This window comes from Catellatospora sp. TT07R-123, from assembly GCF_018327705.1.
Taxonomy (GTDB): domain Bacteria; phylum Actinomycetota; class Actinomycetes; order Mycobacteriales; family Micromonosporaceae; genus Catellatospora.
This window is the reverse complement of the sequence record NZ_BNEM01000001.1, coordinates 1612473-1633676: the sequence shown is the minus strand read 5'-3', so window position 1 is coordinate 1633676 and position 21204 is coordinate 1612473. Positions and strand designations below refer to the sequence as shown.

The window sequence follows — 21204 nt, the reverse complement described above, 5'->3', positions numbered from 1 at the left end:
CCGTCAGTTCCAGACGGTCGCCTCGACGGTGACCGACCAGTGCCCCTCGCGGGTGTCCTTGGCCAGCACGCGCAGCAGAGCCAGGTGGCCGTCGGTCGTCTCGATGCAGACCAGACGCTTGGGCAGGATCGCCTTGCCGACGGCGAAGTTGCCGTACTTGGCGGCGGCGCACTCCTCATAGGTCCCCTTGGCGCCGACCGGCAGTGCCGCGGCGTGGGTCTTGTTGTCGTGGGTGAGGATGGCATCCTCGTCGATGGTCTTGTCCCAACTGGTGAAGCCGAGATCGGTGCCACTGAGCCAGTTGGACTGGTCCCACGCGTTGGCGCCCGGTTCGACGTCGAGGTTCCACCCGATGCCGTCGGCCAGAGTGAGGCGACCGGTGCGGATGATGCTGTGATCAGGCACGGGTGCGGCGCTGGCGGGTTCGGTCTCGGTCGTCGCATGCGACGGCGCGAGGGTGGGAGTGGGGCGTGGCGGCGCGGGGTCGGACAGCTTCAATGCGGCGATGACCACGGCCGTGATCACGCCGCCGATGACCACGAAGGCCGTGCCGACCACCTGCTTGGTCAGCCAGGTGCGCGGAGATTCCTGTCGGTCATTGTCCGGCATCGCGTTCCTCCTGCTCGCCAGTCATGAGGCTATCGACCTGCGGCAACTGGATGACAGATCCAATGTGATCGGTCAACGGCGCCGATCGCGGTGATGGGATCGCCGGTCGGACCGCCCGGGTGCCCGTTGGTGCCGCCGTGGCGGGTCCCGCAGGTGACCTCGCCAGTGGAGACGTGCTCTCACCCTCGCGTCTGGCGGCTGGAGCTGCCGACTCGTCCTCACGCTGGGCGCGCCAGGTTGTGCCACCCGAGCCGTCTGCGCAGAACCGGGTTGGGCGGGTCGTCTCGTCGACCGTATCGTCCGGGTGTGCCGCTGATGGATGACAGCCAGACCAGGGTGGGGTTCGAGCGGGCGGTGTCGGCGTGGCTGGCCGATCCGACTGATGGGCAGGCCCTCGACGAGGTGCTGATACCGCTGGCGCGGGCGGATCCGGCGGGCGCGTTGGAGCTGGTCAGGGTGCGGGCCGGGTCGCCGGACGCCGATGTGCGCGCGGTCGCGGCGTGGCTGCTGTTCCGGGTGGCCGATGTCGGCGACGCGCAGGTGCGGCACCGGGCCGCCGGGCTGGCGGCGGAGCTGTATCCGGGGGAGGACGATCCGGACGTGCTCGTCGGGCTGGTGCGGACGTTCGAGTTCGCCGGGGCCGGAACAAGGTTTGGGCTGTCGGTGCTGATCGCGCTGGCTGCCCATCCTGACTCGGCGGTGCGCTTCAGTGTCGCTTCCGCGCTCTCGTCGGTGATCGGAGCCGCGCCGGAGATGTCCGAAATCGTTGCCGCAGCGGCCGTGCCCGCCGACTCCGCGGCCGAGCCGGGCCCACTCTCGGACCGCAACCCGCGATCTTCTGCCGATGATCGGCCTTCTCGGTCAGAAGACGCCCGTCCAGCTCAGCTTCTGACCGTAAACGTCGATCTTCCGGCCTACCCGGCCGCGAACGCTGAGCTTCTGACCGTAAACGCCGATCTTCCGGCCTACCCGGCCGCGAACGCTGAGCTTCTGATCGCGAACGCCGATCTGGAGGCGGGGGAGTTGCGGCCGGGGGTGGCGGAGTTGATCGTGTTGATGGGGGATGTGGACCAGGACGTGCGGGACTGGGCGACGTTCGGGCTGGGGGCGCAGCTGGACGATGACGGGCCGCTGATCCGCCGGGCGTTGTGGGAGCGGACCGATGATCCGTATCAGGACGTGCGGGAGGAGGCGGTGCGGGGCCTGGCCCGGCGCGGTGACCGGCGGGTGCTGCCGCTGTTGGCGCGGTTGCTGGAGCTGGAGACGGTCGGGGTGGCTGTGTTCGACGCGGCGGCGGAGCTGGCCGATCCGTCGCTGGTGCCGCTGCTGCGGGAGTTCAGCGGGGCCGGCAGCGCGATCGAGGCCTGCGAGCGGGGCACCGCTGGTTGATCATTTAGGATGCGGGCCATGGCGCTGCTGCACAATGCGGAGATCCACCCGACCAAGCTGGAACTGCTGGCGGCCTGGCTGCCGACCCGCACCTGGTACGAGGGCCCGGCTGAGCCCGTACTGGAGCGGGTGGCGGCCTGCCGGTTCGACGATCCGGCCGGTGAGGTCGGGATCGAGACGATGATCGTGCGGGCCGGGGACGGTCCGCTGCTGCACGTCCCGCTGACCTACCGGGGTGCGCCGCTGGATGGTGCGCAGCGGTGGCTGGTCGGCACGACCGACCATTCGGTGCTGGGAAAGCGCTGGGTGTACGACGGCTGCGGCGACCCGGTGTACGTGGCGGCGCTGGCGCACGCGGTCTTCACCGGCGGCGAGCAGGCGCCGGAGTTCATCGAGGAGGACGGCCGGGCGGTGCCGCGTACGCCCGCGATGACGGTGCGGGGCACCGGCGTCGCGGTCGCGGCCCCGGTGGTGGGTGAGGTCGCGACGGTCGACGCGGACCCGACGCTGATCGACGCCGGTGCGGTCGAGCTGGCGGTGGCCCGGGTGCTGGATCCGGCGGCCGCGCCGGACGAGGGGCTGGCGCTGCACGGTCGGCTGCCGGGGCTGGTCGCCGAGCTTTCGCTGGCCTGGGTTCGCTGAATCACCGCGCGCCACGGTCCGCTGGTGCGGTCGGCCCGTGGCGCGCGGTGTGTCTCGGCGGTGCGTCTCAGGCGCCCCAGATCCGTTCGGCGTAGTCGAGGAAGTTGCGGCCCATGATCTTCTCGATCCGCTCGGAGCGGTAGCCGCGCTGTTCGAGCAGGGCGATGAGCTGCCGGAACTGGTCCACGCCGCGCAGGTCGACGACGAACGGGAAGGTGTCGGCGCGTTCGCCGGCGGCGCCGACTCCGGCGGCCTGGCGCTGGGCGACGTGCTCGGCGAGCTGGGCGCGGTAGCCGTCGAGGTCGTCGATGGCGGTGACGGTGCCGTCGGTGCCGATGCCGACGGCGTCCTCGCCGCAGACGTCGACGGCGTGGGCGATGTGCTCGACGACGTCGGCGGCGGTGGCGTGGCCGGTGGCGTTGAGGAACGGCATGAAGTAGATGCCGACGAAGCCGCCCTGTTCGGCGACGAGGCGCAGTTCCTCGTCGGTCTTGTTGCGGGGCAGGTCGACCAGGGCGCGGCAGCCGGTGTGGTTGATGGACACGGGCCGGGTCGCGGTGCGGATGGTGTCCAGGCAGGTGTTCTCGCCGCTGTGGGACAGGTCGACCATGATGCGGTGCTGTTCGAGGGCGGCGACGGTGTCGCGGCCGAACGGGGTCAGGCCGCGGTTGCCGGGGGCCATGGAGCCGTCGCCGAGGTGGTTGGCCTGGTTGTAGGTGAGCTGGATGACGCGTACGCCGCGGCGGGCGAACTCGGCGACGCGGTCGAGGTCGTCGCCGACGGCGACGGCGTTCTGGAAGCCGTAGACGACGCCGACCTTCCCGTCGCGGCGGGCGGTGCGGATGTCGGCGGCGGTGCGCACCTTGAGCAGGTCGTCGGGGTGGGAGTCGATGATGGCGTCCCAGACGTCGAGCTCGTGCAGGGTGTGCTCGTACGGGGGCATGTCGCCGAGGGTGTAGCCGAGAGTGATGTTGACGGCGGTGAGGCCGGAGGCGTGGGCGTCGGCGATGGTGCGCGCGTCGATGGTGAGTTCGTCGCTGGTCTGGATGAGTTTGCCGGCGGCGTCGGCCGAGTGGGGCGCGTTGGGGTTGTCGAGGGCGCCGAGCGCGTTGATGATCAGGTAGTCGGTGGTGCTCATCAGGCGGGCGTCCCCTTCGCGTAGTCGGCGCGGTCGTAGCGGTGGCCGCGCTTGACGGTGTACTCGATGGCGCGGATGTTCTCGAGGTCGGCGAGGGGGTCGGCGGTCAGGACGACGAGGTTGGCGAGTTTGCCGGCCTCGACGGTGCCCATGCGGTCGGCGGCGCCCATGCTCATCGCGCCGACGAGGGTGGCGCTGCGGATGACCTGCTCGGCGGGGATGCCGCAGCGGCGCCACAGGAACAGCAGCTCCTCGTGCAGCGACGGGTACGGCTGGCCGGGGTCGGTCTCGTAGTCGGTGCCGGTGCTGATCGGGATCCCGGCGCGGTAGGCGTCGGCGGTGAGCCGGATCGACAGGTCGATGTTGGCCAGGGCGCGCTGGCGGGCGGCGTCGTCGTCGGCCTGCTCGGCCATCCAGGTCCACATGCCGGCGGTGGCGTCCAGGACGGTGCCGTGGGCGAGCATGAGGTCGTACAGGGCGTCCAGGCGGGGGTGGCCGTCGCGGACGATGGCGGCGGTGTCGATCGGGGCCTTGGTCTTGTAGCTGGTCAGCGATTCGTCGGCGGTCTGCTGGGCGAGCAGGGTGACGTGGGAGACGGCGTCGACGCCGGCGGCGACGACCTCGGCGGGGGTGGCCGGGAAGACGGCGGCGTGGGCCCATACGGCCAGGCCCTGGCGGTGGGCTTCGGCGGTGATGGCGGCGACGGTGCGGGCGGGCAGGTCGGCGTAGACCTTGACGGCGACGGCGTGGGTGCCGCGGGCCATGGCGACGGCGAGCGGCAGTTCGGTGTGGTCGTCGACGGCCTGCATCCACGGGACGTGGCCGGGGGTCTCGCCCTGGGACACCTGCCAGGTGCGGGGGTCGTCGAAGAAGCCGGGTCCGGCCATCAGCGCGGCGTAGTGGATGTCGGGGCCGGGGATCTCGCCGACGCGGGTGGCGCGGGTGAGGTCGGCGATCTGGCGCAGGTCGTCGGCCATGTCGCGGATGGCGGTGACGCCGCCGTAGACCTGGCGGCGCAGCGCGGCCTCGGCCACGGGCCGGTTGGGCGGGGTGGCCAGGTGCTGGTGGGAGTCGATGAGACCGGGGATGACGTATCGCCCGGTGAGGTCGATCTCGGTGGCGCCGTCGGGGACGGGGGTGTCGGCGTCGGGGCCGACGGCGGTGATGACGGGCCCGTCGACCACGATCGTGGTCCCGGGCCGGGCCGGGCCGCCGGTGCCGTCGACGAGGGTCGCGCCGCGGTAGGCCACCACGGTGCCGGGTTGTGCCGGGGCGTAGGGCGTGGGGGCGCCCTCGTCCTCATGTGCCATCGTCGCCACCTCCGACTTGTTACAACTGTTGTAACACTTGTATCGTTCGCTGAAACCTCGGCGTACTGTACTCCCCGCCGGACCCGAAGCGAAAGGAGCGGCGATGCCACGCTCGGCCAGCTCCGCGGTGGACAAGGCGCTGGACCTGATCGAGGCCGTCGCCCTGGCCGCCCGCCCCCTGCGCCTGGGCGAGCTCGCCCAGGCCGTGGGCCTGCACCGCGCCACCGCCTACCGGGTGCTGCTCGACCTGGTCGCGCGCGGCTGGGTGCTGCGCGTCGGCGAGCACTACCTGCCCGGCGGCGCCGCGCTGCGGGTGTCGCGGGCCGCGGCGGCGGGGTCGCTGGCCGCGCTGGCGCACCCGGTGCTGGCCCGGCTGGCCGAGGCCACCGCGATGATGGTGAACCTCCAGGTGCTGGAGGCCGACCGGTCGCGGGTCGTCGGCGCGGTGCGCCCGCCCCGGTTGCAGATGATCAGCGACCTGCTCGGCGAGGCGCTGCCGGTGCACCGGTTCGCCGGGCCGCTGGCGCTGGTGGCGTGCCTGGAGGCGGCCGCGCGCGAGCCGTACCTGGCCGCGGCGCGCGAGGCCGGGTATCCGCTGGACGGCCCGCACGGTCTGCTCGCCGACCTCGACCGGGCCCGCGCCGACGGGTACGCCCTGGAACGCGGCCGCAACGACAAGCTCATCGCCTCGATCAGCCGGGCGGTGGTGTCGGCGCAGGGGGCGCCGCTGTGCGCGCTGACCGTGGTCGGCCCCGACGCCGAGTTCGACGACGCCCGGGTGGCGCGGCTGCGCGAGCGGCTGGCCGAGGCGACGGCGGAGCTGTACACCATCCTGACCACCCGCACCGGCGACGGGAGCCCCTCATGAACGGCCTGCGCATCCTCGACCGCGAGCAGACCCGGGCCGGGCTGGACCCGCTGCGGGTGCTGGACGCGGTCGCCGCCGCGCTGGTCGCGCTCAGCCGCGGCGAGGTGTCGGCCCCGCCGCGCATCGCCGCGCAGGCGCCGGCCGGGCTGCTCGGCGCGATGCCCGCGTACGTGCCGGGCCTGGGCCTGGCCGCGAAGCTGGTGTCGGTCTTCGCCGACCCGTCCCGGCCCGGCCGCAGCAGCCACCGCGGCGTCGTGGTGCTCTACGACGCGCACGACGGCACCCCGGTCGCGCTGATGGACGCCGAGCCGCTGACCGCGGTGCGCACCGCCGCGTCGGCGACGCTGAGCATGCGGGCGCTGGCGCCGGATCCGCGCCGGATCGCGGTCGTCGGGGCGGGCGTGCAGGCGCGCGCCCAGCTGGACCTGCTCGCCGCGCTGGGCCTGGACGTGCCGGTCACCGTCGGCGGCCGCGACGCCGAGCGGGTCGCGGCGCTGGCGGCGGCGTACCCGTTCGCGCGGCCGGGCGGCATCGAGGACGCGGTGCGCGGCGCCGACGTGGTGTTCTGCTGCACCGGCGCGGTCGCGCCGCTGTTCCCGAGGGCGTGGCTGGCCGAAGGTGCGCACGTCAGCTCGGTCGGCGGGTCGCACGGCTGCGAGGTGGACGCCGCCACGGTCGCCGACGCGGCCCTGTTCGCCGAGTGGCCCGGAGCGGCCGCCGCGCCGCCGCCCGCGGGGGCGTACGAGTTGCAGGGCGTCGACCCCGGCCGGGTGGTGCTGCTAGGGTCCGTTGTGGACGGTCGGCATCCGGGGCGCGACGGGGCCGCTTTGACGCTGTACAAGTCGACCGGGCACGCCGCCCTGGACGTGGCCGCGGCGTCGGTGGTGCACGCCTGGGCCCGCTCGACGGGGGCCGGAAACCTGCTCGCATCAGCGGATTAAGGTATCCACTTATTCGCATTCACCGTCTACGCTGTCGCGGGTGATCACGAGTTCACCGTGGAGCGCGGCCGAGGCCCTGGCGTACGCGCACGCGGGCGGACCGCGCCCGTACGACGAGATCGGCTCCCGGCTCCGCTCGGCCGCCCCGCAGACCGGGGCGGTGCCGCTGCGGACCATCACCGATCTGCGCCGCGAACGGGACGCCCGGACGCGCAGCCGCCTGCCCGCCCGGTTGCAGGGCCTGCTCGACCACGCCGACCGGCTCGCGCACCGGCCCATCGACCTGCCGACGGTCGCCGGCCGGATGGGCTGGCAGGTCCGCGGCGACGTGATCCACCTCAGCGTGCAGCCCGAGGGGCAGCCGCCGCAGCTCTGGTCGTTCCCGCTGACCACGCCGCCGACGCTGCTGCGCGAGCAGGCCACCGACGACGACGTGCCCGCCGGCCCGAACCAGACCCACCGCATCGACCTGCCCGGCGTGCGCTGGCTGCCGCTGCCGACCCTGGCCGCCACCGGCCGGATCCTGCGCATGCAGGACTGGCGCGACCAGCTCGTCGGCGGCGTCCATCCGGGACGGCTGTACCTGTTCGTGTCGCATCGTTGGCTGACCCCCGACGAACCCGACCCCGACGGCACCCAGGCGGGCGTGCTGGCCTGGCACCTGCTGGCGGCCGCGTGCGAGGCGGTGCGGGTGGCGCACCTGCGCGGGCTGCGCAAGCCGCGGCGGCGCAGCACCATCCTCGGGCTGCCCATCGGGATGGCCGGCAGCGAACTGGCCGAGGCGATCATCGTCAACGTGCTGCGGCCGCTGCTCGACGACGACGCGCTGGCGGTGCTGTACGCCGAGGCCGGCGCCCTGGACGCGCTGACGGCCGACCACGGGCTGACCGCCGCGCTGGCCGACCCGGGCCTGTCGCGGCTGCGCGAGCTGCTGGGCGCCTCGCAGCTGCTGCGCTCCGTCCTGGACCGGATCATGCTGTGGTACGACTACGCCTGCCTGCCCCAGCGCCCGCACGCCGACGCGCAGGAGGCGCACGCGTTCGAGCAGGGCCTGCGGGAACTGGGCGCCTACCAGCTGATCGGGCGCACCGTCGTCATGCTCGACGACGTCGACGCGCACCTGGCCAGCGCCTGGTGCACCCTGGAGGCGCTGGTCGCCGACGCCAACCACACCAGCATGCACCTGATGCCGGGCGGCCCGCAGCCCGCCGAGGCGGCCGAGCAGGCCGAGCGGTTCCTGCGCGAAGCCCTGGCCGACCGGCCCCACCTGGTGTGGCGGGCGCTGCTGGACACCGAGGTGTTCGCACTCCAGGACCCGGTCACCTGCATGGCCCGGCTCGGGCTGACCACCACCCGCCCCGGCGACCTGCCGCTGGTGTACCGGCACCTGCTCACCCTCGGCGCCCCGCCCGGGGTCCACGTCGACGACTCCGAGGTCGTCACCGGCGTGCTCGCACTGCCCGTGGCCGGGGCCGACGTGGTCGTGCCCGTCGACACCGGCCGCGGCCTCGGGCCGGTGCCGCCGGGCGTCGGCGGGCTCGACGCGACCGCGGCGCTGCGGCTGCTCGGCGGCCCCGTCCCCGACCCGGGGCACCGGCCGCCCTGGCAGCAGTGGGCCGGCGGCGCGCACGCGGTCGTCGTGGCCGGATGCGAGGCCGAGGCGGTCCTGATCGCCGCCTGGGTCCGCACCCATCTGGACGAGATCGCCGCCGCCGCGGGCGGCCCGGTCGGCTCGCTGAGCTGGCTGGCCAGCGACATCGCCCCCGTCGGTCACCTGCCGCAGGCCAGCCTGCGCACGGCCGCGGTCGCCGCCGACCGGTGGCTGCTGCTGACCACCAGCGCCCGGCTGCGGCACTGCGTCACCACCGCCGCCGTGCGCACGGCCGTGGCCGCGGCCGGACTGTCGCTGCTGCACATCGCCTTGGACCAGCGGGGCGGCAACCTGAGCCTGCTGCCGCCCGGCGACCCCGCCGACCGGCGCGTACGGCGCGTCCCGGCCGAGCAGGTGCGCCACGCCGACGTGCCCGGCGGGGTGTTCCGCGCCGGGCTGACCCAGCTGACCCTCGCGGTGGCCGGAGGGGACCGATGACCGCACCCGAGCAGGTCCAGCGCTGGCAGCACGCGCTCGCGCAGGCGCAGCGGCTGGCCGCGGGCGCCGACCACGCCGCCAGCAGCACGCTGCTGCGCGAGGTGCTGACCGAACTGTCCTGGGCCGACGCCGTGCCCGGCGGCCTGGCCGCGGCGGTGCACGGCCTGGCCGGGGCCAACGCCCTGCACCTGGGCCAGTACGCCGCCGCCGTCACCCACACCGAGCAGGCGCTGCGGCTGTGCGAGACCGCCGGCGACAGCGCCGGTGCCGCGATCTACACCGGCAACCTGGAACTGGCCCGGCTGGCCGAGGGCGCCGGGCGCGGCGACCCGGCGTCGCTGCGCGCCATCGACGTGCGGCGGCGTGTCGCCGACGCGCAGGACCTCAGCGACGGCGGCCGCTACAGCGCCAGCAACGGCGTGCTGCGCGGGCTGCTGGCCGACGCCGCCCCGGAGACGGTGCGGCACCTGGCCAAGGTGTACGGGCTGCTCGGCCTCAACCTGTACCGGCTCGGGCAGCTCGACGCCGCCCGCACCCACACCGAGGCCGCGCTGGCGCAGTGCCGCCGCACCGGCGACGCCGACGGCATCCGGATCTACACGGCGAACCTGGCCGTCATCGGGTAGGAAACCGGCAACCGGCTCCGCCGCACCCCGCCCTTGGGCAGACTTGCAGAGGTGAGCGGCCGCGCCGATGCCCGGGACCTGCCCGCCGACGTGGACCTGCTGGCCCTGGTGCGGCGCTTCGAACCGGTGCTGCGGTTCACCGCCGGTGAGCTGTTCTTCCCGATGACCGTCGGGCAGTACCTGTCCGGCGCGGCGCTGTGGCTGGCCCCGGCGCGCGGCCGCGGCCCGGCCGTGCTGCTGGTCGACCACGGGGCCCTGGACCCCGACGCCCTGGCCCGCGCCGCCCGGCAGCACCCGGTCGAGCGGCTGTTCCTGCGGTACGCGGCCCGGTCGCTGGACCGCCGCGAGCTGCGGCTGTGGCGGCGCCGCCCGGACCGGCCCGCGTTCCACGGGGTGTCGCGGCTGGCCGCGGTCGGGCTGCTGGGCCGGTTCATCGACTCGGGTATGCGGCTGTCGCTGGTCCTGCGCGGCCGGGTGCCGGGCGGGCTGGTCGCCGCCGGGCAGCAGCGCTACGCCGAGACCGGGCCGCCGTGCGAGGCGTACCACGCGCACGTCAGCACCGACGGCGGCTACGTCGTGATCCAGTACTGGTTCCTGTACGCGATGAACGACTGGCGGTCCACGTTCGCCGGGGTCAACGACCACGAGGCCGACTGGGAGCAGCTGACGCTGTACCTGGTCGACACCGGTGACGGTCCGTCCGAGCAGCGGTACGAGCTCGCGTGGGTGGCGATGTCGTCGCACGACGAGGTCGGCGACGACCTGCGGCGCCGCCCCGACGACCCGGACCTGACCTGGGTCGGCGGCACCCACCTGGTCGGCAACGCGGGCGCGGGCTCGCACTCGGGGGCCTACCTGCCCGGCGACTACCTGGTCCGGGTGCAGCCGCCCGCGCTGGCGCGCTTCATCGCCGGATACGTGGCGGTGCGCTCGGTGCTGTTCCCGTGGACCCGGGGGCGGGCGTCGGTCGGGGTCGGCATCCCGTACGTCGACTACCGGCGCGGCGACGGGGTGCAGGTCGGGCCCGGCACCGGCCGGGAGTGGACCCCGGTCCTGATCGACTCGCAGACCCCGTGGGTGCGCGACTACCGGGGTCTGTGGGGGCTGGACACCGACGACCCGTTCGGCGGGGAGCGGGCCCCGGCCGGTCCCCGCTACGAGCGCAGCGGCGCCATCCGCCAGTCGTGGGCCGACCCGGTCGGCTGGGCGGGGCTGGACCGGGTGCCGCCCGACGCGCAGGTGGACGCGGCCCGCACCGCGCGGGTGGCCGAACTCGACCGGCTCGTCGACGGCCTCGACGGCGAGATCGCCGACGGGCAGCAGGAGCTGCGGCGGGCCGGGGCGGGCGTGGAGGCGCTGCCGCGGTCGGTCACCGGCACCCGGCACGGCGGCGACGGCGCGGCGGCGCAACTGGCCGAGCGGGAGGCGGCGGTGGCGGGGCTGCGGGCCCGGCGCCGGGTCGCGGTCAACGAACGCGACCAGCTGCGGCAGGTCGCCGACGCGGGCGTACGGCCCGACCCGCACGCCCACCTGCGGCACCGGGCCGTGCCCGACGTCACCACCTCGGCCGGGGTGCTGCTGCGGTTCTGGACCGGGGCGTCGCTGTCGATCCTGCTGCTCCTGCTCGGCGTCGGGCTGCTGCTGGACCTGGGGCCGGTGCTGTGGGTGACCCTGGTGGCGGTGCTGGCCGTGATGGCGGTCGAGGCGGTGCTGCGCGGCCGGCTGCCGGTGTTCCTGCTCAGCCTGGCCATCATCGCCGCGATCTGGTACGTGACCTGGCTGCTGCTGACCAACCTGCGGGTCGCGTTCGGAGTGCTCGCCGTGGCCGCCGCCGTCGCGCTGGGCGTGGCGAACCTGCGCAGCCTGCTCGACCGGCGGTGAACCCGCCCGGCCGGCGACCGTGTGATCGGGTGCGAAAACCACCCCGGACGGTGCATTCTGGGATGGTCCGGGCGCGACGGAGGTGCCGGTGTTGCGATGGCGTGAGGTCTACGGCGGCAGGACGCCGCCGCCGGGCCGGGTCGTGGCCCCCGACGAGCGGCTGTCCTGGCCGCGCATGGCGGGCCTGGGCGCCCAGCACGTGGTGGCGATGTTCGGGGCCACGTTCGTGTTCCCGGTCGTCATGGGACTCAACCCGCAACTGGCGATCATGGTCAGCGGCGTGGCGACGATCTGCTTCCTGCTCATCGTGCAGGGCCGGGTGCCCAGCTACCTGGGCACCTCGGCGTCGTTCGTCAGCGCCGTGGCCGCGATCCGGGCCCAGGGCGGCGACTCCGCGCAGGTCACCGGTGCGATCCTGGTCGCCGGCGCCGTGCTGGCCCTGGTCGGCCTGCTGATCCACCTGCTCGGGTTCCGGGTGCTGCACGCGGTGCTGCCGCCGGTGGTCACCGGCGCGGTCGTCATGCTGATCGGGTTCAACCTCGCCCCGGTGGTGGCGAAGGTCTACTGGCCGCAGGACCAGTGGGTGGCCCTGGCCGTGATGCTGTTCGTCATCGTCGTCGCGGTCGCCGCCCGCGGCTTCGTCGGCCGCATCGCGATCTTCCTCGGCCTGATCTTCGGCTACCTGCTGTCGTGGCTGCTCGACCGGATCGCCGGTCCGATCACCTCGGTGCTGCCCGGTGCGGCCGGGCCCACCACGCACGAGCGGGTCGACTGGTCCGGAGTGGCCGCCGCGCCGTGGCTCGGGTTCCCGCCGCACACCGGCGTCGACGCGAACGGCAACGAGGTCGCCGGGTGGCACCTGCCGCAGTTCTCGTTCGGTTTCATCCTGCTGGTGCTGCCCGCCGTCGTCGCGCTGATCGCCGAGAACGCCGGGCACGTCAAAGCCGTCGCCGAGATGACCGGCCACGACCTGAACCCGGTCATGGGCCGGGCCATCGGCGCCGACGGCGTCGCGACGGTGCTGGCCAGCGCCGTCGGCGGCTCGCCGACCACCACGTACGCGGAGAACATCGGGGTCATGGCCGCGACCCGGATCTACTCCACGGCCGCCTACTACATCGCCGCCGTGGTGGCGGTCCTGTTCGGGTTCTCGCCCAAGTTCGGCGCGGTCGTGTCGGCCACCCCCGGCGGGGTGCTGGGCGGCATCACCGTCGTCCTGTACGGCATGATCGGCCTGCTCGGCGCCAAGATCTGGAAGGAGAACGGCGTCGACTTCGGCAACCCGATCAACCTCGTGCCGCTGGCCGCGGGCATCATCATCGCCATCGGCGACACGTCGCTGGTGTTCAGCTCCACGTTCACCCTCGGCGGCATCGCGCTGGGCACCATCGTCACCGTCGTCGGCTACCACCTGGCCCGCTGGCTGGCCCCCGAGCACCTGCGCGAGCAGCAGCGCCACGAACGCGCCGCGGCCGGCGAGGTGCCCTACGACGAGCGGCGCGGCATCGCCGACGCGTGATCCACTAGGCGGGAAACCGCCCCGCCCCGGTGCGGCGCCGCGGCTACCGTCGGGCCCGTGACCCTGACGACCTCCCTGGTATGGCGCACCGCCGGCCCCGCCGACGCCGAAGCCGTGGCCCGCCTGCACGCCGACAGCTGGCGCCGCTTCTACCGCGGCGCCTACGCCGACACGTTCCTCGACGGCGACGTCGTCGCCGACCGGCACGCGGTCTGGTCGGCGCGGCTGGCCGCACCCGGCCGCAGCACCACCATCCTGGCCGAGGACGGCCCCGCCCTGGCCGGGTTCGTGCACGTGATCCTCGACCACGACCCGCGCTGGGGCAGCTTCGTCGACAACCTGCACGTCACCGTCGACCGCCACCGCGGCGGCATCGGCACCGCGCTGCTGGCCCGCGCCGCCGCAGCCGTGCTCGCCGACGCGGCGGCGCCGTCGCTGTACCTGTGGGTGCTGGCGCAGAACGACGCCGCGCAGGCGTTCTACCGCGCCCGGGGCGGCATCGCCGCCGGCAGCGAGCCGGTGGCCCCGCCCGGCGGGGTGCCGGGGCGCCTGCACGGAACCCCGGCGAAACTGCGCCTCACCTGGACCGACGTCACCGGCCTGGCCGCGTCACCCGGCTGAGCCGGCCACGACGACCACGAACGACTTCTCCCACGAGACCGGCTCCTCGTACGTGTACGGCCGCAGCTGGTCGATCCGCGCCGAGAACAGCGGGGAGATCTCGTCCGCGAGGCTGGGGCTGGGGCTGGGCACAGCCGACGGGAGCCGGTCGACGGCGAAGGTGAACTCGGCCCGGACCTTCGCACCCGCCTCGGGGCCGAGCAGGGTGCACACCACGTTCACCCCGTCGGCGCCGAAGTCCTCGCGGGTGCAGCCGTCCCAGCCCGGCCCCGCCGGGCGCAGCCACGGTTGCAGGTGCAGCGTGAGCCGCAGCCGGTCCACGCCGAGCGTGCCGCTGTTGTCGACGACGACCGACAACTGGCCGGCGTAGCGGCCGCCCGCGGCCGGTCGCAGCGCCACGTGGGTGGTGTCGAGGGCCAGCGCGGCGTGCTCGGGGTGCGCCGGCCACGACGTCGGCCCGGCCACCTGCCGGAACGCGCCGTCCACCAGCCGGTACGTGCGCCGCTGGAACGGCACGTTGCTCTGGCCGGTGTCGGTGTAGTCCTTGGACAGCTCGACGGCGATCCCCGGGTCGGCGGCCTCGATGTGGTGGATCATCAGCAGCGTGGGGCCCGTCGCGACGACCCGGCCGACCGTGGCCAGCCGCCCGGCCCCGTCCCGGCGGAACGCGACCACCTGCGTGCCCGGCGACTCCGGCCCCTCGCCGCACATGAACGTCGCGACGGACTCCTTCGTGCCGTCGCCGTCCACGTCGGATGCGACCTGCTCGACCACCCATACCGGCAGCGCGGCGCTGTCGGCGACGCCGTCGCGGTCGAGCGTGATCCGCCCGGAGGCGCACTCGGCCGCCCGCGGCCCGGTCCACTCCGGCAGCGTCAGCGTCGCCGACGCGAACGGGCCCAGGTCGGTGGGGGCGGCCGCCGCGGGCGTGGGCAGGGCGGTCGGGGAGGGGGCAGCCGACGGCGTCGGGTTCAGGGGCGGCACGGACCCGCCGCCGCCGCGCAGCGCGAGGAAGGCGACCACGGCCACGACCAGCACCGCCGCGGCCGACGCGGCGGCGGCGGTGCGCCGGGCCGCCAGCTGCCGCGACGAGACCACCGCCCGCTCCCGCAGGTCGACCGGCCTGATCTCGTCGGCGGAGCCGGCGTAGAAGTCGCGCAGCTGCGGGGCGAGCACCCGCAGCTTGGCCAGCGCCTTGGCGGTCTGGCTCTTGACCGTGCCGACGGTCACCCCGAGCGCCTGCGCGGTCTGCTCCTCGGTCAGGTCGTCGAAGAACCGCAGCACCAGCACGGCCCGCTGCCGGGCGGGCAGCCGCAGCAGCATCGACCGCAGCGTGACCTGGAGCGCGGTCTGGTCGGCCGGGTCGGCGACGGCGCCGGTGCGGGCGGGCAGCTCGTCGGTCAGCGTCTCGGCGACCCGGCGCCGCCGCCACCACGACACCTGCAGGTGGTACATGGTCTTGCGGGTGTACGCGTCGGCCGCGCCCGCCGCGTGCAGGCTCGGCCAGCTGCGGTGCGTACGGGCCAGCGCCGACTGGACCAGGTCCTCGGCCAGGTGCCGGTCACCGGTGAGGAAGTAGGCCGCGCGCAGCAGTGCGCCGGTCCTGGCCCGGACGAACGCGTCGAACTCGGCGGGCAGCGGGGCAGCGGGCGATACCGACATGCCCCCCAGGACGCGTCCCGCCCGCCCGATGGTTGCCCGCCTTGCCGCCGCTGTCGTGAATCGATCAGGAACCCGTGCCCGCGACACACCGCCGAACCGTGCCACAGGTTCATGATCGACGGACTAGGGGGTCAGGGGGTGGCCGCCGTCGCCGTCGACGATGACGTCCATGGTGCCGTCCTGGGTCAGGTCGACCATGGTGACGTCGGGGTTGCCGTCGCCGTCGGTGTCGGACTGGAACAGGTCGGGTTTGCCGTCGCCGTCGGTGTCGATCGCCCACAGGTCGGGTTGGCCGTTGCCGGTGGTGTCCAGGGCCAGGATCTCGTCATGGCCGTCACCGCGGGTCTGCACAACGTCAGTCATAAGGCGGGCATACCCGGGGCGGGGCGGGTGAAACCGGCGGTCAGGGGCGGCGGTGGGCGAGCAGCATCGCGCCCAGCGTGCTCTCGGCCGAGGTCAGCGTCAGCTGCGAGCCGACGGTGAACCCGGCGTCGTCGAGCCAGGCGGCCACGCGGGCGGGCTGGCGGCGGTGGACGTACACGTTCATCGGATGGCCGCCGTAGCCCTGGGTCTTGTGCTGCGTCTGGTCGCCGACGTGGAAGCCGAGCAGCAGCGGGCCGCCGGGGCGCAGCACCCGCCGGAAGTGGGCCAGCACCGGGCCGACCTGGTCGTCCGGGACGTGGATGAGGCTGTACCAGGCCACCAGCCCGGCGACCGAGGCGTCGGGCAGGTCCAGTTCGGTCATGGAGCCGACCTCGAACCGCAGGCCCGGGTGGTCGCGGCGGGCCACCTCGACCATGCCGGGCGACAGGTCCACCCCGAACGCGTCCAGGCCAAGGCTGTGCAGGTGCGCCGTGATCCGGCCCGACCCGCAGCCGACGTCGGCGACCGGCCCGCCGTCGCGGACCAGGCCCGCGAACGCGGCCAGGTATTCGCGCTCGTGCGGCGTCTGGTCCAGCAGCGTGCGCAGCAGCTCGGCGTAGTCGGCGGCGACGGTGTCGTAGGAGGTCCGGGTCTCGGCGAGCCAGCTGTCGGCGGTCATGACCGGACACGCTAGTCCGGCCGCCGGGGGCGGCGCGAGGTTGGACCACCTAAAGGATAAACCAGTTCCGGGCACGGCACACTCGGCTGTTCAACCCCTCGCGACCTGCGGTTTCACCCGCATAAGCTGCCGGCTCACGCCCGCCGCCGGCAGCGGGCGTCCTTTCTGTCCGCAGAGCAACGGAGGCATGTTGATCGAGGCTGAGCTCATCGCGCGCACCATCGTCCTGTCGTCGACGAAGCTGCCCGAGGCGACCGAGGTGTGGGCGTACCGCACCCTGGCCGCGGGCAACCCCGGCTACCGGGGCCGCCTGGCCGACGCGCTGATCCGCCTGGAGCGGGTCACCGCCGACCCGGCGGACCGGCTGCGGATGTCGCAGGAAGCGGTCGCGACTGCTCGACTGATCGATCCCGTCCAGGACCACACCGCCACCGAGCTGCTGATCTGGGCCCTCGACGCCCTCCAGCGCAACCTGTACGCCGCCGGCCGCCCCGCCGAAGGGCTCGCCGCCCGCCAGGACATCGTCGCGCTGTACGGCCGCGGCCTGCACCAGCGCCGCACCTGCGGCGTGACCGACTGCTACGCCGACGCCGTGCTGCCCGCCGTCGACGAGTGGATCACCGACTACGGCCTGGCCGCCTGACCGCCCACCCGGTGGCCCGCGTGTGCGCGCGGGCCACCGGGCCGCTCACCGGTGGCGCAGGCGCCAGAGCACGGCAGCGGCGGTGGGGCTCAGGTCCAGTTCGGTCACCTCGGCGTACGGCACGAACCGCGCCGCCTCGCCCTCGCCCACGGTCACGTCCGCCGCGGCTGTCGCGTCGCCCCGGTACACGTGCAGCTCGACAGCGCTCGCACCGCCGGTGAGGTCGGGCCGCAGGTCGTGCCAGAACGGGTGCAGCGGACCGGCCGGGGCCAGCCCGGTCTCCTCGGCCAGCTCGCGCCGGGCCGCCTGCGCCGGGGTCTCCCCGGCCTCGACGTGCCCGCCGGGCAGGCTCCACTGGCCGGGTTCGGCCCGCGCGTCGCGGCTGCGCAGATTCAGCAGCACCGCACCGGCGGGGTCGACCAGCAGGGCCAGCGCGATCCGCACCGGCGGCCCCGGCACCGGCGCCGGTGCGGTCAGCTGCGCGGTGACCCGGTGCCGGAGCAGCTGATACTGGCCCCGGCAGCGCCGGGGCGCGTCGGGCGGCCGGACCACGACCGCGCCGTCGGTGACGGTCTCGGCCGGGCCGAACTGCTGCCGGGTGAGATCGACCTCGGCGCCGTCGGGCAGCCGGTTCCAGTAGTGGAACCCGGTCCGCCGACCGTCCTCGTGCACCTCGCCGAGCAGCAGGTCGCCGCCGAGCAGGTCGTGCAGGACCATGGCCGTGACACCGCACTGGCCGTGGGCCGGATTGTCGGCGCGCCAGTGGTCCAGGTCGGCCGGATCGCAGGTGTCCGGCCCCCACGCCTGCTCGATGAGCGGCCGCAGCAGCGGCAGGGTCAGCATGGCCGCATCATGCCGCGTACCACCGACAGCGGCCGCCCCCAGGCGAGCCGGTCGGGGCGGCTAGTGTCCTGCCGTGGCGATTGATGAGGTCCGCTGGGACCGGCTGCTCCACCCGTACGGCGTGGCGTCCGACATGCCCGCGCAGCTGGAGGCGCTGTGCGGGGTCGCCGCCGGCGCGGCGTTCGGCGCGCTCTGGCCGGTGCCGCCCGAGTGGCCGGCCCGGACCCGGGCCATGACCGCGGCCGCGCTGGTGGTGCTGGTGCGCGATCCTGCCCTGGCCGACCGCCGCGCCGAGATCGTCGCATACCACCGCGAAGCCGCCGCCGCGGCGGCGGACCGCTGGGAGTGCGCCTCCTACGTCATCGGCCTGGGTGACCTGGGTGAGGCGCCGCGCGAGTGGCTGGACGACCCGCGCCTGGCGGTGCGGGTCTGCGCCGCCCTGGCCCCGGCGCTGGCCGACGATCCGACGGCGGTGAAACTGCTGGTCAGGACGGCCCAGACGCCCCGGGCCCTCGACGAGAGTTTCTCCGAACCGTTCGCGCCCCGCTCCCGGCCACCGGCACCGTGGGAGGAGCCGCCGCACCAGGTGCTGCTGCGCACGGTCTGCGAGCGGGTGAGCGACTTCGGGCGCCTGTACCCGGCTGCGTGCGCCGCCGCGGAGCTGCACGGGTCCGTGGCGTTCGGGCCGTACCTGCCGGTGGCCTTTCCGGATGGGCTGCCGCCCGACCGGCAGGCGACGGGTCCGCAGAGCGCATTCGCTCAGCTGCTGGCCGACCGCGACGACCTCTGGGACGGCACCCGGCCGCAGGCTGCCGCGGTGTTCACGGCGGCGGGCCTGCCCGCCGACCGGGAGCAGTGGCGGGCGGTACGGGTTCCGGAGCCGGTCGACGCCCAGGGCAGGCCGTCGTACGACGCCGCGTTGATCGTCGTGCTGGAGGGTGCGGCGGCGATCCGAAGGCGTCCGTCCATGTACCTCGGGGCGGGTCGCACCAGCCCCGAACTGCTGCCGAGGTTGCTGGCGGAGTTCACCGAGAACGGCGCGGCGGTGCAGGTGGAGGAACCGCTGACGCTGACGGCCGAGATACCCGAGCGGCTCGGCAGGCCGTTCAGCGACGACGGACACGCGATCACGTGGCGCATCAAGCACGCGAGCAGCCTCGGCGTGCTGTTCGCCGCGGCTGTCAGCCTCCGGATGTCGATCCACCAGTGGATCGACGGGGTGGCGTACCGGCAGCAGTTCGTCGAGGGTGTTGCGCAGGGCCCGGCGGAGGTGCTGGGGCGCGTCGACCGTCCCGACGGGGTGCGGTTCGTGTTCGAACTGGACCCGGACTGGCTGCCGCCGGGCAGCCGCCTGCCCGGCGCCTGAGGCGGCCGCTTTTCCGGTTGACGGTGTGGTTAGGGTCGCGCCATGGCGACCTTCCGCGTCGACGACGTCGAGCCGGTGACCGGCGCGCTGCCCACCGTGCGGCTGTCCGGCCTGTACCCGGAGGCGCTGCTGATCGGCGGCGATCCGGACCGGGCGCTGCTGGAGCCAGACGGTGTCGACCCGCTGCTGTCCGCCGTGGCCAGGGCGTTCGCCGAGCACCGGCCGCTGGTGTTGTCGCCGGACGCGGTCTGGCTCACCATCGCCCGCGGGGTGGCCCAGCACGTACGGCTGCACGCGGAACGGCTGCGGCCGATGCTGGTCGGCCACCCCGGACGCAAGCGGCTGACCGTGCCGGTCGGCGGGCCGCTGCCCGTCGACGCCGCGTCGTGGCAGCACCTGGCCGAGCAGTTCGGCAAACTGCTCGCCGCCGAGGTCACCGACGCCGACCTGTTCGAGTGCGACTTCTCCACCAGCACCGACGTGGAGCGGATGGCCGGGCGGATCGTGCTGCTCGACGCGTACTCGCCCTACTTCTCGCAGTGGGCGGTGTGCGTGTGCGGCATCCCGTCGATCACCCTGACCGGCACGGTCGAGGACTGGCGCCGGATCAGGGCCCGCGTCGACCGGCTGGCGGCGTTCGACCTCGACGGGTGGTGCCGGTCGCTGGCCCCGATCGCCGACCAGTTCGTCCGGGCCGCGGGCGGCGACGTCGACCGGGCGTTCTGGCGGCGGATCTACAACCCCGGCGACGCGTACGGCGGTGAGGTGGCCACCGGCTGGGCGGCGCGGTTCTACCCGTACCTGGACCGGCTCGGGGTGCTCGACCATCCGAATCCGCTGCTGGAACTGCCGCTGGACGAGCCGCGCGACATCGCCGCCGACGAGGGCCGCTACCACGGGCCGGGGGTGCGGACGAGCGAGGTGCCCGCGATCCTGTCCCGCGCCGTCGTCGAGGTCAACGACCGGGTCGGCGGGGACAACCGGGCGGTGGCGCTGCACGGCGGCCTGGTCGGCGTGGTCCAGGACGGCGACGGGGCGCTGCGGCCGGTCGCGGGCTGGCACCTGGCTCCGGCACCGGTCGACATCGACGACGTGCTCGACCGGATCGCGGCCGAGCACGACATCGAGCCGCTGACCCACGACTGGTACACCGGCACGCGGGAGGTCGTGGCCCTGTACCGGCGCCTCGGCGCGGTGTCGCTGTTCGGCGGGGCGTGGCGGCTGGTGCCGCCGGAGCTGCTGCGTGTGATCGACTACGGTGCCGCCGACCGGTACGACTTCCTGATGGCGGTGTTCGACCTGCCCGACGGCCGTGTCCTGGGGTATCTCGTCGACGGCAGGACCGAGACGACGTACTGGGCCGCCGTCCGCCCGGTGGCGCAGCAGAACCCCGACGGCACCCCGGCACCCCTGGAGCGGATGGCCGAAGCCCCCGCAGCCGTCCCGGTGTACGGCACCTCCCTGGCGTTCCTGCTGAACGCGGCCCTCGACTCCGGCGGGGACATCGCCCACGTGGAGACCGAGCGCCTCGACGCGGTGCTGGCCCGCCTGAACTCCTAACGGCCGAGCCGATCAGGGCGCGGTCGGGACCGGGTCGGTGCAGCTCGCGAAGTCGATCATGCCGGGGCGCAGCACCGGGCCGGTGCAGGTCTGGGTGGTCAGCTTGGCGGACGTGCCGGCCCAGCGGTCCTGGCGGGAGTCGATCACCAGGATGACGGTGCCCGCGGTGGTCGACGTGTACCGCCAGGTGATCGGGTCGCCCTCGGTGGTCGGGCCGGTGATGACGAGCTCGGCGGCCCGGTGGGCGGTGGCCGCGTCGATCAGGCACTTCAGGGCCTGCTCGGGCGCCGCCTGGGACTGGGCGAGACGGATGTCGCCGCAGCTCGCGGCCGCGAGGCCGGACGGTGACGGGCCCGCCACCGCGGTGGCGCCGGTCGTGGTGTCCCTGCCGGCGCAGCCCGCGGCCAGCAGCAGCCCGAGCAGGACCAGCATCCGTGCGGTACGCATCCCCGTGT

At 74.4% G+C, this 21204-nt stretch carries 19 protein-coding genes and 1 pseudogene; 12 read left to right on the top strand and 8 right to left on the bottom strand.

Translation table 11 applies throughout. From position 1 onward, the window contains the following. Nucleotides 1-3 precede the first annotated feature (3 nt). Nucleotides 4-609 carry a hypothetical protein gene (locus Cs7R123_RS06790; RefSeq protein WP_212824316.1) on the bottom strand — a complete coding sequence of 202 codons (606 nt, stop codon included), beginning with the start codon at nucleotides 607-609 and terminating at the stop codon, nucleotides 4-6. A 315-nt stretch (nucleotides 610-924) separates the two neighbouring features. On the opposite strand from Cs7R123_RS06790, the gene Cs7R123_RS06785 reads away from it, so the two are divergent. Continuing rightward, a complete protein-coding gene (locus tag Cs7R123_RS06785) occupies nucleotides 925-1998 on the top strand; it encodes a HEAT repeat domain-containing protein (RefSeq protein WP_244871963.1) in 1074 nt (357 codons plus the stop codon). Nucleotides 1999-2016: 18 nt separating this feature from the next. After that, nucleotides 2017-2640: a hypothetical protein gene (locus Cs7R123_RS06780; protein ID WP_212824313.1), complete on the top strand. Its 624-nt coding sequence runs from the start codon at nucleotides 2017-2019 to the stop codon at nucleotides 2638-2640. 67 nt (nucleotides 2641-2707) lie between these two features. Here Cs7R123_RS06780 and Cs7R123_RS06775 read toward each other — a convergent pair whose 3' ends face one another. Next, complete coding sequence (locus tag Cs7R123_RS06775) at nucleotides 2708-3778, bottom strand: dipeptidase (RefSeq protein WP_212824312.1); 1071 nt, start codon at nucleotides 3776-3778, stop codon at nucleotides 2708-2710. Continuing rightward, entirely contained in the window at nucleotides 3778-5088 is a 1311-nt protein-coding gene (locus Cs7R123_RS06770; protein ID WP_212824311.1) for an amidohydrolase family protein, read from the bottom strand. The genes Cs7R123_RS06775 and Cs7R123_RS06770 overlap by 1 nt, the downstream gene beginning before the upstream one ends. A 103-nt stretch (nucleotides 5089-5191) precedes the next feature. On the opposite strand from Cs7R123_RS06770, the gene Cs7R123_RS40685 reads away from it, so the two are divergent. The 7 genes from Cs7R123_RS40685 to Cs7R123_RS06735 all read left to right on the top strand — a co-directional run bounded on the left by Cs7R123_RS40685 (nucleotide 5192) and on the right by Cs7R123_RS06735 (nucleotide 13633). Further along, complete coding sequence (locus Cs7R123_RS40685) at nucleotides 5192-5956, top strand: IclR family transcriptional regulator (RefSeq protein ID WP_212824310.1); 765 nt, start codon at nucleotides 5192-5194, stop codon at nucleotides 5954-5956. After that, on the top strand, nucleotides 5953-6897 hold the full coding sequence (locus Cs7R123_RS06760) for an NAD(P)-binding domain-containing protein (protein ID WP_212824309.1): 945 nt from the start codon (nucleotides 5953-5955) through the stop codon (nucleotides 6895-6897). The genes Cs7R123_RS40685 and Cs7R123_RS06760 overlap by 4 nt, the downstream gene beginning before the upstream one ends. A gap of 40 nt (nucleotides 6898-6937) precedes the next feature. Further along, nucleotides 6938-8986: a hypothetical protein gene (locus Cs7R123_RS06755; RefSeq protein ID WP_212824308.1), complete on the top strand. Its 2049-nt coding sequence runs from the start codon at nucleotides 6938-6940 to the stop codon at nucleotides 8984-8986. Next, complete coding sequence (locus Cs7R123_RS06750; RefSeq protein WP_212824306.1) at nucleotides 8983-9612, top strand: hypothetical protein; 630 nt, start codon at nucleotides 8983-8985, stop codon at nucleotides 9610-9612. Before Cs7R123_RS06755 ends, Cs7R123_RS06750 begins: the two co-directional genes overlap by 4 nt. A 51-nt stretch (nucleotides 9613-9663) precedes the next feature. Then, nucleotides 9664-11493: a hypothetical protein gene (locus Cs7R123_RS06745; protein WP_212824304.1), complete on the top strand. Its 1830-nt coding sequence runs from the start codon at nucleotides 9664-9666 to the stop codon at nucleotides 11491-11493. Nucleotides 11494-11581: 88 nt separating this feature from the next. Continuing rightward, nucleotides 11582-13012: a uracil-xanthine permease family protein gene (locus Cs7R123_RS06740; RefSeq protein WP_244871655.1), complete on the top strand. Its 1431-nt coding sequence runs from the start codon at nucleotides 11582-11584 to the stop codon at nucleotides 13010-13012. Between the two features lie 57 nt (nucleotides 13013-13069). Beyond that, nucleotides 13070-13633, top strand: coding sequence for a GNAT family N-acetyltransferase (locus Cs7R123_RS06735; RefSeq protein ID WP_244871654.1), 564 nt, complete (start codon nucleotides 13070-13072; stop codon nucleotides 13631-13633). A gap of 1146 nt (nucleotides 13634-14779) precedes the next feature. Here the strand turns inward: Cs7R123_RS06735 and Cs7R123_RS40040 are convergent. The 3 genes and pseudogenes from Cs7R123_RS40040 to Cs7R123_RS06720 form a co-directional block, all read right to left on the bottom strand. Then, nucleotides 14780-15295 (bottom strand): annotated as a pseudogene (locus Cs7R123_RS40040) (SigE family RNA polymerase sigma factor); the annotation flags it as partial. Between the two features lie 123 nt (nucleotides 15296-15418). Then, a complete protein-coding gene (locus Cs7R123_RS06725; protein WP_212824300.1) occupies nucleotides 15419-15658 on the bottom strand; it encodes a hypothetical protein in 240 nt (79 codons plus the stop codon). A gap of 40 nt (nucleotides 15659-15698) precedes the next feature. Further along, complete coding sequence (locus Cs7R123_RS06720; RefSeq protein ID WP_212824298.1) at nucleotides 15699-16337, bottom strand: class I SAM-dependent methyltransferase; 639 nt, start codon at nucleotides 16335-16337, stop codon at nucleotides 15699-15701. Between the two features lie 187 nt (nucleotides 16338-16524). On the opposite strand from Cs7R123_RS06720, the gene Cs7R123_RS06715 reads away from it, so the two are divergent. Continuing rightward, complete coding sequence (locus Cs7R123_RS06715; RefSeq protein ID WP_212824297.1) at nucleotides 16525-16980, top strand: hypothetical protein; 456 nt, start codon at nucleotides 16525-16527, stop codon at nucleotides 16978-16980. 45 nt (nucleotides 16981-17025) lie between these two features. Here the strand turns inward: Cs7R123_RS06715 and Cs7R123_RS06710 are convergent, their stop codons facing one another. Then, the gene (locus Cs7R123_RS06710) at nucleotides 17026-17823 is read right to left on the bottom strand and encodes an NUDIX domain-containing protein (RefSeq protein ID WP_212824296.1); all 798 of its coding nucleotides are present in this window, start codon (nucleotides 17821-17823) and stop codon (nucleotides 17026-17028) included. A gap of 73 nt (nucleotides 17824-17896) precedes the next feature. Here Cs7R123_RS06710 and Cs7R123_RS06705 point away from each other — a divergent pair, with 73 nt between their 5' ends. Together Cs7R123_RS06705 and Cs7R123_RS06700 are read left to right on the top strand one after the other, a co-directional pair. Continuing rightward, nucleotides 17897-19189 carry a hypothetical protein gene (locus Cs7R123_RS06705; protein ID WP_212824295.1) on the top strand — a complete coding sequence of 431 codons (1293 nt, stop codon included), beginning with the start codon at nucleotides 17897-17899 and terminating at the stop codon, nucleotides 19187-19189. Nucleotides 19190-19231: 42 nt separating this feature from the next. After that, nucleotides 19232-20749 carry a DUF4419 domain-containing protein gene (locus Cs7R123_RS06700; RefSeq protein WP_212824293.1) on the top strand — a complete coding sequence of 506 codons (1518 nt, stop codon included), beginning with the start codon at nucleotides 19232-19234 and terminating at the stop codon, nucleotides 20747-20749. Nucleotides 20750-20761: 12 nt separating this feature from the next. Here Cs7R123_RS06700 and Cs7R123_RS06695 read toward each other — a convergent pair whose 3' ends face one another. Further along, nucleotides 20762-21196: a DUF4362 domain-containing protein gene (locus Cs7R123_RS06695; RefSeq protein ID WP_212824292.1), complete on the bottom strand. Its 435-nt coding sequence runs from the start codon at nucleotides 21194-21196 to the stop codon at nucleotides 20762-20764. Nucleotides 21197-21204: the final 8 nt, after the last annotated feature.